At 74.7% G+C, this 16,643-nt stretch carries 1 protein-coding gene; it reads left to right on the top strand.

Features of this window, described 5'->3' with window-relative positions:
- Window positions 1–24 precede the first annotated feature (24 nt).
- The gene (locus ACIOGX_RS02695; protein WP_401909679.1) at window positions 25–16,605 is read left to right on the top strand and encodes a type I polyketide synthase; all 16,581 of its coding nucleotides are present in this window, start codon (window positions 25–27) and stop codon (window positions 16,603–16,605) included.
- Window positions 16,606–16,643: the final 38 nt, after the last annotated feature.

The raw sequence follows: 16,643 nt of genomic DNA, 5'->3' as shown, positions 1-16,643 counted from the left end.
CGCGAGAGAGTGATGGAGCAGACCATGAACGCCCCCACCGAGAAAGCCCCCGACGCCCATGTCGTGGACGCGCTCCGCGCCGCGATGAAGGAGGCGGAGCGGCTGCGGCGGCAGAACCGCATGTTCGTCGCCGCGGCAAAGGAACCCATCGCCATCGTCGGAATGAGCTGCCGGTTCCCCGGCGGCGCGCATTCCCCCGAAGGACTCTGGGACCTCGTCGCCTCCGGCACCGACGCCATCTCCGGATTCCCCGCCGACCGGGGCTGGGACCTGGACGCGCTGCGCGACAGCACCACCGACGCGCGCGACACCTCCGTCAGCCAGCAGGGCGGATTCCTCAGCACCGTCGCCGACTTCGACCCGGGCTTCTTCGGGATCTCACCGCGCGAGGCCGTCACCATGGACCCCCAGCAGCGGCTGCTGCTGGAGACCACCTGGGAGGCCATCGAACGGTCCGGGATCGACGCCACCCGGCTGCGCGGCACACGTACCGGCGCGTTCATCGGCACCAACGGCCAGGACTACGCGTACCTGCTGGTCAGGTCGCTGGACGACGCGACCGGCGACGTCGGCACCGGCATCGCGGCCAGCGCCGTGTCCGGCCGGCTCTCGTACACCCTCGGGCTCGAAGGCCCGGCCATCACCGTCGACACCGCCTGCTCGTCCTCCCTGGTCGCCCTCCACCTCGCCGTGCAGTCGCTGCGCAACGGCGAATGCGGACTCGCGCTCGCCGGCGGCGTCAACGTGATGTCCACCCCCGGCTCGCTGATCGAGTTCAGCCGGCAGGGCGGGCTCGCCAGGGACGGCCGCTGCAAGGCGTTCTCCGAGTCGGCCGACGGCACCGGCTGGTCCGAGGGCGCGGGCGTCCTGATGCTGGAGCGGCTGTCGGACGCGCGGCGCAACGGGCACCCGGTCCTCGCCGTCATCCGGGGCTCCGCCGTCAACCAGGACGGTGCCTCCAACGGCTTCACCGCGCCCAACGGCCCCTCGCAGCAGCGGGTGATCCGGCAGGCCCTCGCCAACGCCGGACTCACCCCGGCCGACGTGGACGCCGTGGAGGCCCACGGCACGGGCACCCCGCTGGGCGACCCCATCGAGGCACAGAGCCTGCTCGCGAGCTACGGCCAGGACCGGGAACACCCGCTGCTGCTCGGCTCGGTCAAGTCCAACATCGGGCACACCCAGGCCGCTTCGGGTGTCGCCGGTGTCATCAAGATGGTCATGGCGATGCGGCACGGCGTGGTGCCGAAGACGCTGCACGCCGAGGAACCGTCGTCGCACGTCGACTGGTCGTCGGGCAGGGTCGCACTCCTCACCGAGGCGCGCCCCTGGCCGGAAGCGGGCCGTCCGCGCCGTACGGGCGTCTCCTCGTTCGGGGTCAGCGGCACCAACGCGCATGTGATCATCGAGCAGGCGCCGGATGCCGGGGAGTCCCCGGCCCCGCGGGACGAGACCGCCCCGGCCCGCCGCGCGACCGCGCTGCCGTGGGTCATCTCGGGGCGTACCGCCGAGGCGCTGCGCGACCAGGCCGCCGCGCTGCTGAGCAGGCTGGAGGCCGAGCCCGGAACGCGCGCGCTGGACACCGCGCTCTCCCTCGCCACCTCCAGGGCGAGCCTGGAACACCGTCTCGCCGTCGTCGCGGACGAGGACGGCCGGGCGGGACGCGCGGCGCTGGAGAGCTGGATCGAGAACGGCGCGGCGGCCGGCGCGGTCGAGGGCACGGTGGCGGCACGCGCGAAGAGCGCGGTGCTCTTCTCCGGCCAGGGCAGCCAGCGGCTCGGAATGGGCCGCGAACTGTACGAGGGCTTCCCGGTGTTCGCCGAGGCGCTGGATACCGTACTGGCCCAGCTGGACGGCGCGTTGGACCGGCCGCTGCGCGAGGTCGTCTGGGGCGACGACGCGGAGGCGCTCAACGACACGGGATTCACGCAGCCCGCGCTGTTCGCGGTCGAGGTGGCGCTGTTCCGGCTGGTGGAGTCGTGGGGCGTGGTCCCGGACTTCGTGGCGGGGCATTCGATCGGTGAGATCGCCGCCGCGCATGTGGCGGGGGTGTTCTCGCTGACGGACGCCTGCACGCTCGTGGCCGCGCGGGCGCGGCTGATGCGGGCGCTTCCGCAGGGCGGCGCGATGGTCGCCGTCCAGGCCACCGAGGACGAGGTGCTGCCGCTGCTGTCCGGCGAGGTGTCCGTCGCCGCCGTCAACGGCCCCGCCTCCCTGGTGATCTCCGGTGACGAGGACGCCGTCCTCAAGGCCGCCGCGCTGCTGGGGGAGCAGGGCCGCAGGACGAGCAGGCTCCGGGTCTCGCACGCGTTCCACTCGCCGCTGATGGACCCGATGCTGGACGAGTTCGGCGCGGTGGCGCGGGGCCTCGCCTACGCGGAGCCGGTCATCCCCGTCGTCTCCAACCTGACGGGCCGTCTCGCGTCGGCCGAGGAGCTGTGCTCCGCCGAGTACTGGGTACGGCATGTCCGCGAGGCCGTCCGGTTCGGCGACGGGGTGCGGACGCTCGGCGAGCAGGGTGTGACCACCTTCCTGGAGCTGGGCCCTGACGGTGTGCTGTCGGCCATGGCCCAGGAGTCCGTGCCGGACGGGGCCGTGACCCTGCCCCTGCTCCGCAAGGACCGCCCCGAGGAGACCTCGGCCGTCACCGCGCTGGCCCACCTGCACGTCCACGGCGTACGCGTGGAATGGCCGGCGTTCTTCGCTGGCACCGGCGCCCGGCTGGTGGATCTGCCGACCTACGCCTTCCAGCACGAGCGCTTCTGGCCGAAGACGACCTTCCGGCCCGCCGACGCGACCGGTCTCGGACTGACCTCCGCCGACCACCCGCTGCTGGGCGCCGCCATGTCCGTGGCCGGCTCCGACGAACTCCTGCTGACCGGCACCCTCTCGCTCGCCACCCATCCGTGGCTGGCCGACCATGTCGTCAGCGGGATGGTCTTCTTCCCCGGCACCGGATTCCTCGAACTGGCGATCAGGGCCGCCGACCAGGCGGGCTGCGACCGCGTCGAGGAACTGATGCTCGCCGCCCCGCTCATCCTGCCCCGCACCGGCGCCGTCCAGGTGCAGATCTCCGTCGGCGGCGCGGACGACGAGGGCCGCCGCGAACTGCGCTTCTACACCCGCCCCGCCGACGCGCCCGACGACGAGTGGACCCTGCACGCCTCCGGCCGCATCGGCAACGGCGAGCGCATCCTCGGCTTCGACGGGTCCGTCTGGCCGCCCAAGGGCGCGACCGTGGTGGACATCGAAGGGCTGTACGACCGTTACGCGGGCAACGGACTCGACTACGGACCGGTCTTCCGCGGCCTGCGCGCGGTCTGGCGCCGGGACGAGGAGATCTTCGCCGAGGTCGCCCTCGACCGGGGTGTCGGCGACGCGAACGACTTCGGCATGCACCCGGCGCTGCTCGACTCCGTCCTGCACAGCACCGTGTTCGCCAGCGTGGACGGCGACGACCGCAGCCTGCTGCCCTTCGCCTGGAACGGCGTCTCCCTGCACGCCTCCGGCGCGTCGGCGCTGCGCGTCCGGATCACCAGCAACGGCCAGGACTCCGTCCGGCTCGCCGCCGTCGACGTCCAGGGCGAACCCGTCATCTCGGTGGACTCGCTGCTCCTGCGGGCGGCGGGCCCCCAGGCCGCCGACAGCGGACGCCGGGACGAACTGAACTCGCTCTTCCGCGTCGACTGGGTGCCCGGCACCCCGGAGAAGGTCGCCGAGGACACCGAATGGGTGGTGCTCGGCACGGACCGACTGGGTCTGACGGCCGCCCTCGCCTCGACCGGCGCGGCCACGCTCGGCGCCCCGGCGCGTACGCTCGCCGAGCTGACCGCCCGCGACGAGACGGCGGTGCCGGGGACCGTCGTCGTACCGCTCCGCGGCGACAGCGCGCGCGGCGCCGAGTCGGCACACGAACTCGCCCACTACGCGCTGACGTTGGTGCGGGAGTGGCTGGCCGAGGAGCGCTTCGCGGACTCACGGCTGGTGTTCGTCACCCGGGGCGCGGTCGCGGACGGCGCCATGGACGTCACCGATGTCGCCGCCGCCCCCGTATGGGGCCTGGTGCGCTCGGCGCAGGCCGAGAACCCCGGCCGGTTCCTGCTGGTGGACGCCGACGACGACGCCGGCTCGGCGGCCGTACTCCCCACGCTGCCGGGGCTGGTGGCCGCCGACGAGCCGCAGGCCGTGGTCCGCGCGGGCGCGCTGCGCGTCGGCCGGCTCGCCCGGCTGGAGTCGGGTACGGGACTGGTGCCGCCGGCCGGGGTGCCCTGGCGGCTGGGCAGCCGGGCCAAGGGAAGCCTGGACGGGCTGACCCTGGCGCCGTTCCCCGAGGTCCTCGAACCGCTGACCGGCCGCGACGTACGCATCGAGGTCCGCGCCGCCGGAGTGAACTTCCGCGATGTCCTCAACGCCCTGGGCATGTACCCGGGCGACGCGGGGCTGTTCGGCTCCGAGGCGGCCGGTGTCGTGGTCGGGACCGGACCCGATGTGACCGACCTGCGGGTCGGCGACCGGGTCATGGGCATGCTCTTCGGCGGCTTCGGCACCCATGTGGTGGGCCACGAGCGCATGATGACCCGCGTACCGGACAACTGGTCGTGGGAGACGGCGGCCTCGATGCCGCTCGTGTTCCTGACCGCCTACCACGCGCTGGTGGAGCTGGGCGGGCTGCGGCGCGGCGAGAAGGTGCTGATCCACGCCGGAGCGGGTGGCGTCGGCATGGCGGCGATCCAGGTGGCGAACCATCTGGGTGCCGAGGTGTTCGCGACGGCGAGCGAGGGCAAGTGGGATGTCCTGCGGTCGCTGGGCGTGGCCGAGGATCATCTCGCCTCGTCGCGTACGACGGACTTCGAGGCGGCGTTCGCCGGAGTCACGGGCGGCCGGGGCGTCGATGTCGTACTGAACTCGCTGGCCGGTGAGTTCGTGGACGCGTCGCTGCGGCTGGTCGGTCCCGGCGGCCGGTTCCTGGAGATGGGCAAGACCGACATCCGCGAGGCCGCCGACCTGCCGGAAGGCGTGCACTACCAGTCCTTCGACCTCGGCTGGGTCGACCCCGAGGGCATCCAGCGGATGCTGCTCACGCTGGGCGAACTGTTCGAACGCGGCGTACTGGAGCCGTTGCCGGTGCGGTCGTGGGATGTGCGCCGGGCGCGGGACGCGTTCCGTTTCATGAGCATGGCCAGGCATGTCGGCAAGATCGTGCTGACCATGCCGCCCGTATGGGATCCCGAGGGCACGGTACTGATCACCGGTGGCACGGGCGGTCTGGGCGGTGTGCTGGCCCGGCACCTGGTGGCCGAGCGCGGCGTACGGCACCTGATGCTCACCAGCAGGCGCGGAGCGGAGGCCCCCGGCGCCGCCGAACTGGCCGCGGAGCTGCGGACCCAGGGGGCCGAGGTCTCGGTCGTCGCCTGTGACGTGGCGGACCGGGCGGCGCTCGCCGGGCTGCTGGCGTCCGTGCCCGCCGCGCACCCGCTGACGGCCGTGGTGCACACGGCGGGTGTGCTGGACGACGGCATCGTCGGCTCGCTGACCCCCGAACGCCTGACCCGCGTGCTGCGTCCCAAGGTCGACGCGGCATGGAATCTCCATGAGCTGACCCGCGATCTCGACCTGGCCGCGTTCGTGCTGTACTCGTCCACCGCCGGCGTCATGGGCAGCCCCGGACAGGCCAACTACGCGGGAGGCAACACCTTCCTGGACGCCCTGGCCGCGCACCGCCGCGCCCAGGGCCTGCCCGCGCTGTCACTGGCCTGGGGCGCCTGGGAGCAGGGCGTGGGCATGACCAGCACGCTGGAGGACCAGGACGTACGCCGGGTCAGCGGCGGCTCCGGGATGCCGCTGCTCCCGGTGGAACAGGGCCTGGCCCTGTTCGACGCCGCGACCGTGAGCGACGAGCCGCTGATCGTCCCGCTCTCCCTCGGCGGCGGCGCGATCCCCTCGGCGGCCGGCGTCCCGGCCCTCCTGCGCGGACTCGTACGGACGGGCCGCCGCGCCGCGAAGAGCGGCGCCGCCGGAGTGTCCCGCGCGGGCCTCGTCGAGCGGCTGGCCGCGCTGCGCGAGAACGAGCGGCCCCGGCTGCTGGCCGATCTCGTCCGCGCCGAGGCGGCGGCGGTGCTGGCGCACTCCTCGCCCGAGGCCATCGCCGTGGAACGGGAGTTCAGGCAGCTGGGCTTCGACTCCCTGACGGCCGTCGAACTGCGCAACCGGCTGGCGTCCGCCACCGGACTGACCCTGCCCGCCACCCTCATCTTCGACTACCCGACACCGGCCAGGCTCGCCGCGTACCTTCTCGATGAACTGGTCGGCGAGGACGACGTCGCGGCCGTCACCGCGCGCGAGTCCCGCGACAGCGCCGACGCCACCGACGATCCGATCGCGATCGTCGGGATGAGCTGCCGCTTCCCCGGCGGCGTGGAGTCCCCCGAAGGACTCTGGGAGCTGGTGCTCTCCGGCGGCGACGCCATCTCCGGTTTCCCCGACGACCGCGGCTGGGAGGCCGACGCCTCCATCGGCGCGGTCGAGGGCCAGGGCGGATTCCTGCGGGACATCGCCGACTTCGACGCCGGATTCTTCGGAATCTCGCCGCGCGAGGCCCTCGCCATGGACCCGCAGCAGCGCGTCCTGCTGGAAGTCGCCTGGGAGGCGGCGGAACGCGCGGGCATCGCCCCGGCCACCCTGCGCGGCAGCCGCACCGGCGTCTTCGTCGGTGTCAGCGGCCAGGACTACGCCGGTCTCGTCATGCGGTCGAAGGACGACATGGCGGGCCACGCCACCACCGGCCTCGCGGTCAGCGTCGTCTCCGGCAGGCTCGCCTACGCGCTGGGCCTGGAAGGCCCGGCGATGTCCGTCGACACGGCCTGCTCGTCGTCCCTCGTCTCGCTGCACCTCGCCGCCCAGGCGCTGCGCGGCGGTGAGTGCTCCCTCGCCCTCGCGGGCGGTGTGACGGTGATGACCACCTCCGCGAACTTCGCCGGCTTCTCCCGGATGGGCGGACTGGCCGGGGACGGCCGCTGCAAGGCGTTCTCCGAGTCGGCCGACGGCACCGGCTGGTCCGAGGGCGCGGCCGTGCTGGTCCTGGAGCGGCTGTCGGACGCGCGGCGCAACGGACACAGGGTCCTGGCGGTCGTACGGGGCAGCGCCGTCAACCAGGACGGCGCCTCGAACGGCCTGACGGCCCCCAACGGGCCCGCGCAGCAGCGGGTGATCCGGCAGGCGCTCGCCAACGCCGGGCTCTCCCCGGCCGAGGTGGACGCGGTGGAGGCGCACGGCACCGGCACCCCGCTCGGTGACCCGATCGAGGCACAGGCGCTGCTGGCCACCTACGGCCAGGACCGCGACCAGGACCTGCCGCTGCTGCTGGGCTCGGTGAAGTCCAACATCGGCCACACCCAGGCCGCCGCGGGCGCCGCCGGTCTGGTGAAGATGGTGATGGCGCTGCGCCACGGGACGCTCCCGAGGACGCTGCACCTGACCGAGCCGTCGAGCCATGTCGACTGGTCGGCGGGGGCCGTGGAACTGCTCGCCGACACCACCGCGTGGCCGGAGACCGGACGCGCCCGCCGGGCGGGCGTCTCGTCCTTCGGGATCAGCGGCACGAACGCGCATGTGGTGCTGGAGCAGGCGGACACGGAGCGGCAGGCAGACAGGGCGGAGCAGGCGGGCCCTGAGCGGGACCGGGACGGCGCCGACAGCGCGCCGGTCACAGCCGTGGCCGTCCCGCGCGCCGTACCGTGGCTCGTCTCGGCCAGGAGCGAAGCGGCGCTGGACGGACAGATCGACCGGCTCGGGGCCTTCGCGCGGGAGCACCCCGAGTGCTCCGCCGTGGACATCGGCCACTCGCTGGCGACGGGCCGTTCGGTCTTCGAGCACCGCGCGGTCCTGCTGGCGACGGACGAGGGCGTCTCGGACGTCGCCCGCGGCCTCGCCACCGAGCGGTCATCGGCGGTGCTGTTCTCCGGCCAGGGTTCGCAGCGGCTCGGCATGGGCCGTGAGCTGTATGAGCGCTTCCCGGTCTTCGCCGAGGCGCTCGACTCCGTACTGACCGCGCTGGACGCCGAGTCGACATCCGGGCCGGGCAGTTCGCTGCGTGAGGTGATGTGGGGCGACGACGCGGAGGCGCTCAACGACACCGGGTTCACCCAGCCCGCGCTGTTCGCGGTCGAGGTGGCGCTGTTCCGGCTGGTGGAGTCGTGGGGCGTGCGGCCGGACTTCGTCGCCGGTCACTCGATCGGTGAGATCGCGGCGGCGCATGTGGCGGGGGTGTTCTCCCTGGCCGACGCGGCCCGTCTGGTGGCGGCCCGTGCCCGGCTGATGGGGGCGCTGCCGGCCGGCGGCGCGATGGTCGCCGTACGGGCCACCGAGGCGGAGGTGCTGCCGCTGCTGTCGGCCGGGGTGTCGATCGCCGCCGTCAACGGCCCCTCGTCGGTGGTGATCTCCGGTGCGGAGGACACCGTGCTGGAGGTGGCGGCCCAACTGGAGGCCCAGGGGCGCAGGACGAGCGGGCTCCGGGTCTCGCACGCGTTCCACTCGCCGCTGATGGACCCGATGCTGGAGGAGTTCCGCACCGTCGCGGAGGGCCTGGCGTACGCCGAACCGTCCCTTCCCGTCGTGTCGGGACTGACGGGCGGCCCGGCCTCGGCGGGCGAGCTGTCCTCGGCCGCGTACTGGGTACGCCAGGTCCGCGAGGCCGTGCGCTTCGCCGACGGGGTGCGCGCGCTCGCCGACCGCGGTGTCGGTACGTTCCTGGAGCTGGGCCCGGACGGGGTGCTCTCCGCGATGGCACGCGAGTCCCTGCCCGCCGGCGCCGTGGTGGTACCGGCGCTGCGCAAGGACCGTGACGAGGAAGCCGCGCTGGTCACCGCGGTGGCCCGGCTGCATGTCACGGGTGTGGCCGTCGACTGGACCGGGGTCCTCGCGGGCACCGGCGCCCGGCAGGTCGATCTGCCCACCTACGCCTTCCAGCGCGAACGGTTCTGGCCCGAGGTGGTCGGGGCCGCGCCCGCCGACGGTACGGACCCGGCCGACGCGGAGTTCTGGGCCGCGGTGGAGCGGGAGGACCTGGAGTCCCTCGCGGCCGGCCTCGACCTGGACGGCGATTCGCTCGGGGCCGTACTGCCCGCGCTGTCGTCGTGGCGCAGCCGGCGCAAGGCCCGGTCCACCGTGGACGCGTGGCGCTACCGGGAGAGCTGGAAGCCGCTGACCGTCAGCGGCTCCACGGCCACCCTGGCCGGGACCTGGCTGGTCCTGGCACCCCCGGCACCGGTCGCCGACGCGTGGGTGACCTCACTGATCGACGGGCTCGGCCCGGCGGCCGTCCGGGTCGACGTCGAAGCGTCCGACATTGACGCGTCCGACGTCGAAGCGTCCGACAACGAAGCGTCCGGCATTGACGCGTCCGACGTCGAAGCGTCCGGCAGGGGAGCGTCTGACATCGACGCGTCCGTCCCCGGCTCGTCCGGCAGCCTGGCCGCCCGGCTGGCCGAGGCCGCCTCGGGCGCCCCGGCCGAGATCACGGGTGTGGTGTCGCTGCTCGCCCTGGACGAGACGGCCGGCCCCGCCGGTGTGCCCGCCGGGCTGACCGCCACCGCCGCGCTCCTCCGCACGCTCGGCGACGCGGGCATCGCGGCCCCCCTCTGGGCCGTCACGCGCGGCGCCGTCTCCCCCGTCCGCTCCGAGCCGCCGACCAGTCCGGCGCAGGCCGCCGTCTGGGGCCTCGGCCGGGTCGCGGCGCTCGAACACCCCCGCCAGTGGGGCGGGCTGGCCGATCTGCCCGAGGAACTGGACGAGCGGTCCGTACGGCGGTTCCTCGCCGTCCTGGGCGGCCGGGACGGCGAGGATCAGGTGGCCGTCCGCGCCTCGGGCGTTTTCGGCCGCAGGATGGTGCCCGCGCCCGGCACCGAGGAGGGCGCCGGGTCCGCCGAGGAGCGGTGGCAGCCGTCCGGCACCGTGCTCATCACCGGCGGCACCGGCGCGCTCGGCGCCCGGGTCGCGCGCCGGCTGGCGAGCGAGGGCGTCCGGCATCTCGTCCTCCTGAGCCGCCGCGGCCCCCGGGCGCCCGGCGCCGAGGAACTGCGCGCCGAACTGACCGCGCTCGGCGCCCAGGTCACTCTCACCGCCTGCGACGCCGCCGACAGGGAGCAGCTGACGCGGGTCCTCGCCGAGGTCCCCGAGGACAGCCCGCTGACGGGCGTGGTGCACACGGCGGGTGTCCTGGACGACGGCGTGCTCGCGGGGCTGACGGCCGAACGGTTCGAGACGGTGTTCCGTGCGAAGGCCGCCTCGGCGCTGCTGCTCGACGAACTGACCCGGGATCTCGGTCTGACGGTGTTCGCGCTGTTCTCCTCGGTGGCGGGCGCCGTGGGCAACCCCGGCCAGGCCAACTACGCCGCCGCCAACACCGTCCTCGACGCTCTGGCCGAACGGCGAAGGTCGCTCGGACTGCCGGCGACCTCGATCGCCTGGGGTGCGTGGGACGGCGGCGGTATGGCCGCGCAGGGCACCCACCCCGGCCCGTCAGCCGAGCCCGCCCTCCGGGCGGACGGCGCTGCTTCGCACACCGGCCCCGGCGCGCTCGACCCCGACCTCGCGGTCTCCGCGCTGCTCCGTGTCGTGGTGGAGCCCGAGCCGACCGTGGTCCTCGCCGACCTCCAGCAGCCGCGGCTGCTGACCGCGCTGCTGAGTCTGCGCCCCAGCCCGCTGCTCGCCGATCTGCCCCGGGCGCGCACGGCGCTGACCGCGGTACGGGAAGCGCGGCGGGAGAGCGAGTCGGCCGCGTCCGGGCTCCGTGAGCGGCTGCGCGCGGCGACCGCGGCCGACCGGACGGCCGTACTGCTCACCGTCGTCCGTACCCAGGCGGCGGCCGTACTGGGACACACCGGAGCCGACGCGATCCGGGGCGACAAGGCCTTCCGCGACCTCGGCTTCGACTCGCTGACCGCCGTCGAACTGAGCAACCGGCTCACGGAGACGACCGGTCTGGCCCTCCCCGCCGGCCTGGTCTTCGACTACCCGAACCCGCACGCGCTCGCCGGACATCTCCTCACCGAGCTGCTCGGCGAGGAGGCCGGGGAGCGGACGGGCCCCGGCGCCCCCGGCGCCGATTCCCCCGCCTCCGCCGAGGTCACCGACGACCCGGTCGTCATCGTCGGCATGGCCTGCCGTTTCCCCGGCGGCGTGCGCTCGCCCGAGGATCTGTGGCGGCTGCTCACCGAAGGCCGGGACGGCATCGGGGAGTTCCCCACGGACCGCGGCTGGAACCTCGATGTCCTCGCGGGCGACGGCCAGGGCCGCAGCGCCACGCGCGAGGGCGGTTTCCTCCACGAGGCCGCCGACTTCGACCCGGACTTCTTCGGTATCTCACCGCGCGAGGCCCTCGCCATGGACCCGCAGCAGCGGCTGCTGCTGGAGACCGCGTGGGAGGCGTTCGAGCGCACCGGGACCGACCCGGCCTCGCTGCGCGGCAGCAGGACCGGGGTGTTCGTCGGCACCAACGGACAGGACTACGCCAACCTCATCCTCCGGGCGAACGAGGATGTGGAGGGGCACGCGGGCACCGGACTGGCCGCCAGCGTCATCTCCGGCAGGCTCTCCTACGCCTTCGGCCTCGAAGGCCCCGCCGTCACCGTGGACACCGCCTGCTCCTCCTCCCTGGTCGCGCTGCACTGGGCCGCCCAGGCGCTGCGCGCGGGGGAGTGCTCCATGGCGCTGGTCGGCGGTGTCACCGTCATGTCGACCTCGACCAGCTTCGCCGGGTTCACCCGCCAGGGCGGGCTGGCCCCGGACGGGCGCTGCAAGGCGTTCTCCGACTCGGCCGACGGCACCGGCTGGTCGGAGGGCGTCGGCGTGGTGGTCGTCGAGCGGCTGTCCGACGCCCGGCGCGGCGGCCACGAGGTCCTGGCCGTGCTGCGCGGTTCCGCCGTCAACCAGGACGGCGCGTCGAACGGACTGACCGCCCCCAACGGCCCCTCCCAGCAGCGGGTGATCCGCCAGGCCCTCGCCGCGGGCGGGCTCACCCCCGCGGACGTGGACGCCGTCGAGGCGCACGGTACGGGCACCACCCTGGGCGACCCCATCGAGGCGGGCGCCCTCCTCGCGACGTACGGACGTGACCGCGACGCCGGACGGCCGCTGCTGCTCGGCTCCGTGAAGTCGAACCTCGGGCACACCCAGGCCGCCGCGGGCGTCGCCGGTGTGCTGAAGATGGTGCTGGCGCTCCGGCACGGCGAGCTGCCCCGGACACTGCATGTCAGCGAGCCCTCCACCCGGGTCGACTGGTCGTCCGGCGCGGTGGAGTTGGTCACCGAGCGGCGGGAATGGCCGGAGACCGGGCACGCCCGCAGGGCCGGTGTGTCGTCCTTCGGGATCAGCGGCACCAACGCGCACGTGGTCCTCGAACAGGCGCCGCCCGCCGAGCCGGTGGCCCCGGCCCCGGCCCCCGGGGTGACGCCGGCCGCCGTGCCGTGGCCCGTCTCGGCCAAGAGCGAGGCCGCGCTGGACGCACAGCTGGACCGGCTGCGCTCCTTCGTGGCGGACCGCCCCGGACTCTCCCCGCTCGACCTCGGTTTCTCGCTGGCCGGCAGCCGGTCGGCCTTCGAACACCGGGCCGTGCTCATCGCTCCGGGCGACGGCGCGGCCTCGGACACGTCCGCGGGCGTGTCCGCGCCGCAGGTCGCCAGGGGAGTGGCCGGGGAACGGCCGACGGCGGTCCTCTTCTCCGGCCAGGGCAGCCAGCGGCTGGGAATGGGCCGTGAGCTGTATGAGCGCTTCCCGGTCTTCGCCGACGCGCTCGACTCCGTACTCGCCCATCTGGACGGGGAGTTGGACCGTCCGCTGCGCGAGGTGATCTGGGGGGACGACGCCGGCACGCTGAACCGCACCGCGTACACCCAGCCCGCGCTGTTCGCGGTAGAGGTGGCGCTGTTCCGCCTGGTGGAGTCGTGGGGCGTGGTCCCGGACTTCGTCGCCGGTCACTCGATCGGTGAGATCGCCGCCGCGCATGTGGCCGGAGTGTTCTCGCCGGCGGACGCGGCCCGGCTGGTCGCGGCCCGCGCCCGGCTGATGGACGCGCTGCCCGAGGGCGGTGCCATGGTCGCCGTGGAGGCCTCCGAGGACGAGGTACGGCCGCTGCTCTCCGCCGGGGTCGCGATCGCCGCCGTCAACGGACCCACGGCGGTGGTCGTCTCCGGCGCCGAGGACGAGGTCCTGAGGACCGCGGAGCGCCTGGCGGCGGGTGGACGCAGGACGACCCGGCTCCCGGTGAGCCACGCGTTCCACTCGCCGCTGATGGACCCGATGCTGGACGCGTTCCGGGCGGTCGCCGAGAAGGTCAGCTTCGAGGAGCCCCGGATCCCGGTCGTCTCGAACCTGACCGGCGAACCGGCCACGGCCGGTGAACTCTCCCGCGCCGACTACTGGGTACGGCACGTCCGCGAGGCGGTCCGCTTCGCCGACGGCGTACGGACCCTCGCGGGCAAGGGAGTCGGCACGTTCCTGGAGCTGGGCCCGGACGGTGTGCTCTCCGCCCTGGTCCGCGCGTCCGTACCGGACGACACGGTCGTCGTGCCCGTCCTGCGCAAGGACAGGTCCGAGGAACTGACCGCCGTCACCGCCCTCGCCCGGCTGCACGCGCACGGTGTGCCCACCGACTGGGCCGGGATCTTCGCCGGCACGGGTGCGCGCCGGGTGGAGCTGCCGACCTACGCCTTCCAGCGCGAGCGCTACTGGCCCTCGGTGGCACAGACCGCGGCGGGCGACGCCTCCGGCCTCGGCCTGGTGGCCGCGGGACATCCGCTGCTGGGCGCGGCGATGACGGTGGCCGGCTCCGACGACGTGGTGCTGACGGGCCGGCTGGCGCTCCCCGCGCTGCCCTGGCTGGAGGCTCACCGGATCTCCGACGGGCCCGTGCCGCTGCCCGCGGCGGCCTTCGCCGAGCTGGCCGTACGCGCCGGTGACGAGGCGGGCTGCGGGCTGGTCGAGGAACTGACCGTGGAGTCCGGGCTGTTCGTGCCCGAGACGGGCGCGGTACGGATCCAGGTACGGGTGGGCGCCGCCGACGAGACCGGCCGCCGCACCCTGGACGTGCACGCCCGCCCGGAGGCCGGACCGGATCTTCCGTGGACCCGGCACGCCACCGGCGTGCTGGCCCCCGGCGACGGGGCCGCGGCACCGGACGCGGAGTTCGACACCTCCCTCTGGCCGCCGGCCGGTTCCCGGGCCGTCGCGTTCGAGCGGGACGACGCCGGTCCGCGCACCGCCTGGCGGCGGGACGGCGCGGTGTTCACGGAGGTCGCGCTGGACGAAGAGACGGGCGGGGCCGGCGCGTTCACGATCCATCCGACCCTGCTGGACGCCGCCGTCCGCGCGGCGGGACTGCTGGACGACGTCACCGCGGCCGGGGACGTCGAGGCGTTCGCCTGGCACGGGCTGACGCTGCACGCGGGCGCCGCCACGGCGCTGCGCGTACGGCTGACCGCCACCGGCCGGGACACCGTGTCGCTGGCGGCCGTCGACATGGACGGCGCGCCCGTGATCTCCGTACGCTCGCTCGCCCTCCGCCCGGCCACCGCCGCCGCTCCCGTCGCGGCGGGAGCGGGCGGAGAGGCGGCCTCGCTGTTCGGCGTGGTCTGGGAGGCGGCGCCCGCCCCAGCGGTCCCCGCGTCCCCCGCCGGCCTCCGCTGGGCGGTCGTCGGCGCGGACCCGGTGGGCCTGGCGACCGCGCTGGACGCGGCGCGTACGGCGGACGCGGTGCCCGCCGTACGCGCCGGATCCCTCGCCGAACTCCTCGGCGCGGAAGGGGCGTTGCCGGACCTCGTGCTGGCACCGGTCATCGGGGACCCGTCCGGCGCCGGGCCCCTGCCCGCGGCCCTGCGGACCACGACGGGCGCCGCCCTCGATCTGCTGCGCGCCTGGTCCGCCGATCCGCGGACCGCGGGGTCGCGTCTGGTGTTCGTCACCCGCCGCGCGGTCGGCGCCGGCGCCGAGGACGTACACGACCTGGCCGCCGCCCCCGTATGGGGCCTGGTCCGCTCCGCCCAGTCGGAGGAGCCCGGCTCCTTCCCGCTGCTCGACCTCGACGACCTCGACGACCTCGACGACCACGACGCCACCGATGTCCTGGGCCGGGCCCTCACCGCCCTGCCCGGACTCCTGGACGCCGGCGAGACCCAGGCGGCGCTGCGCGACGGCGCCCTGCGGGTCGCCCGGCTCGCCCGGCTGCCCGAGAGCGGCGTCACCTCGCCGTCCGGCCGGGCCCGCCCGTGGGACCGTGACGGTACGGTCCTGATCACCGGCGGCACCGGCGGCCTCGGCAGCGCACTCGCCAGGCATCTGGTGACCGCGCACGGCATGAAGCACCTGCTGCTGGTGGGCAGGAGCGGCCCCGACGCGCCCGGCGCCGAGAAGCTGCGGGCCGAACTGACCGCGCACGGCGCCGAGATCACCGTCGCCGCCTGCGACGTCGCCGACCGTACGGCGCTCGACGCGCTGCTGGCCGCCGTACCGGCCGCACACCCGCTGACCGCCGTGGTGCACACCGCCGGTGTGCTCGGCGACGCCACCATCGGCTCGCTCACCCCCGCGCTGGTCGACCGGATACTGCGACCGAAGGCGGACGGAGCCTGGGAGTTGCACCGGGCGACCCGTGAACACGCCCCCGATCTGGCCGGGTTCATCCTGTACTCCTCGTTCGCGGGGATCACCGGAGGAAGCGGACAGGGCAACTACGCCGCCGCCAACACGTTCCTGGACGCGCTGGCGGGGCACCGCGCCGCCCTCGGCCTGCCCGCCCTGTCGCTCGCCTGGGGCCCCTGGACCTCGGACACCGGGATGACGGGCACGCTCAACGACACCCATCTGCGCCGGATGTCCCGCTCGGAGCTGGCCCCGCTCCCGCTGGAACAGGGTCTCGCGCTGTTCGACGCGGCGAGCGTCCGCGACGACGTACTGGCCGTGCCGGTACGGATCGCGGTCGGCACGGGCCCGGGGGCGGCGTCCGCGACGGCCGAGGTCCCGGCGATCCTGCGCGGCCTGGCACCCGCCAAGCGCCGTACGGCCGCCGCCCGGAGCCGCGCCAAGGGCCTGGTGGAGAGCCTGGAAGGGCTGGGCACGGAGGAGCGGGAAGCGGCCCTGGTGGAGCTGGTGCGGACCGAGACCGCCGCCGTACTGGGACACGCCACCCCGGACGCCGTCCCGGCCGACCGGGACTTCAGCCGGCTGGGCTTCGACTCGCTGATGGCGGTGGAGCTGCGCACCAGGCTGACCGCGGCCACGGGGGTACGGCTCTCCGCCACCCTCGTGTACGACCACCCCACGCCGCTCGCCGTCGCCGCGCATCTGACGCCGGCGCTGTTCGGCGCGGACGCCTCCGGCACGGACGGCTCGCCGCTCGCCGCGCTCGACCTGCTGGAGGCGGCGCTCACCGACGGCACGCTCGACGAGGTCACCAGGACCGGAGTCGCCGGACGGCTGCGCCGGCTCCTCGCGCGGTGGGACGGAGCCGCACCGGAGCCCGGCGGAGCCGTGGTCACCGAACGGATCGAGGCCGCGAGCGCCGACGAGATCCTCGCCTTCATCGACAACGAGCTCGGCAGGTCGACGGATTCCTGACAGGGGCCCACTCCCTTCGCACGCGATACATCTGAGGA

This window comes from Streptomyces sp. NPDC088147 (assembly GCF_044741565.1).
Lineage (GTDB): Bacteria > Actinomycetota > Actinomycetes > Streptomycetales > Streptomycetaceae > Streptomyces.
Note: the sequence above shows the minus strand (reverse complement) of the source record. Positions and strands in the feature narration are given on the sequence as shown.

Bases quoted from the DNA above. Each gene is read 5' to 3' on its own strand.
- ACIOGX_RS02695 (WP_401909679.1), top strand. From the start codon at position 25: ATGAACGCCCCCACCGAGAAAGCCCCCGACGCCCATGTCGTGGACGCG.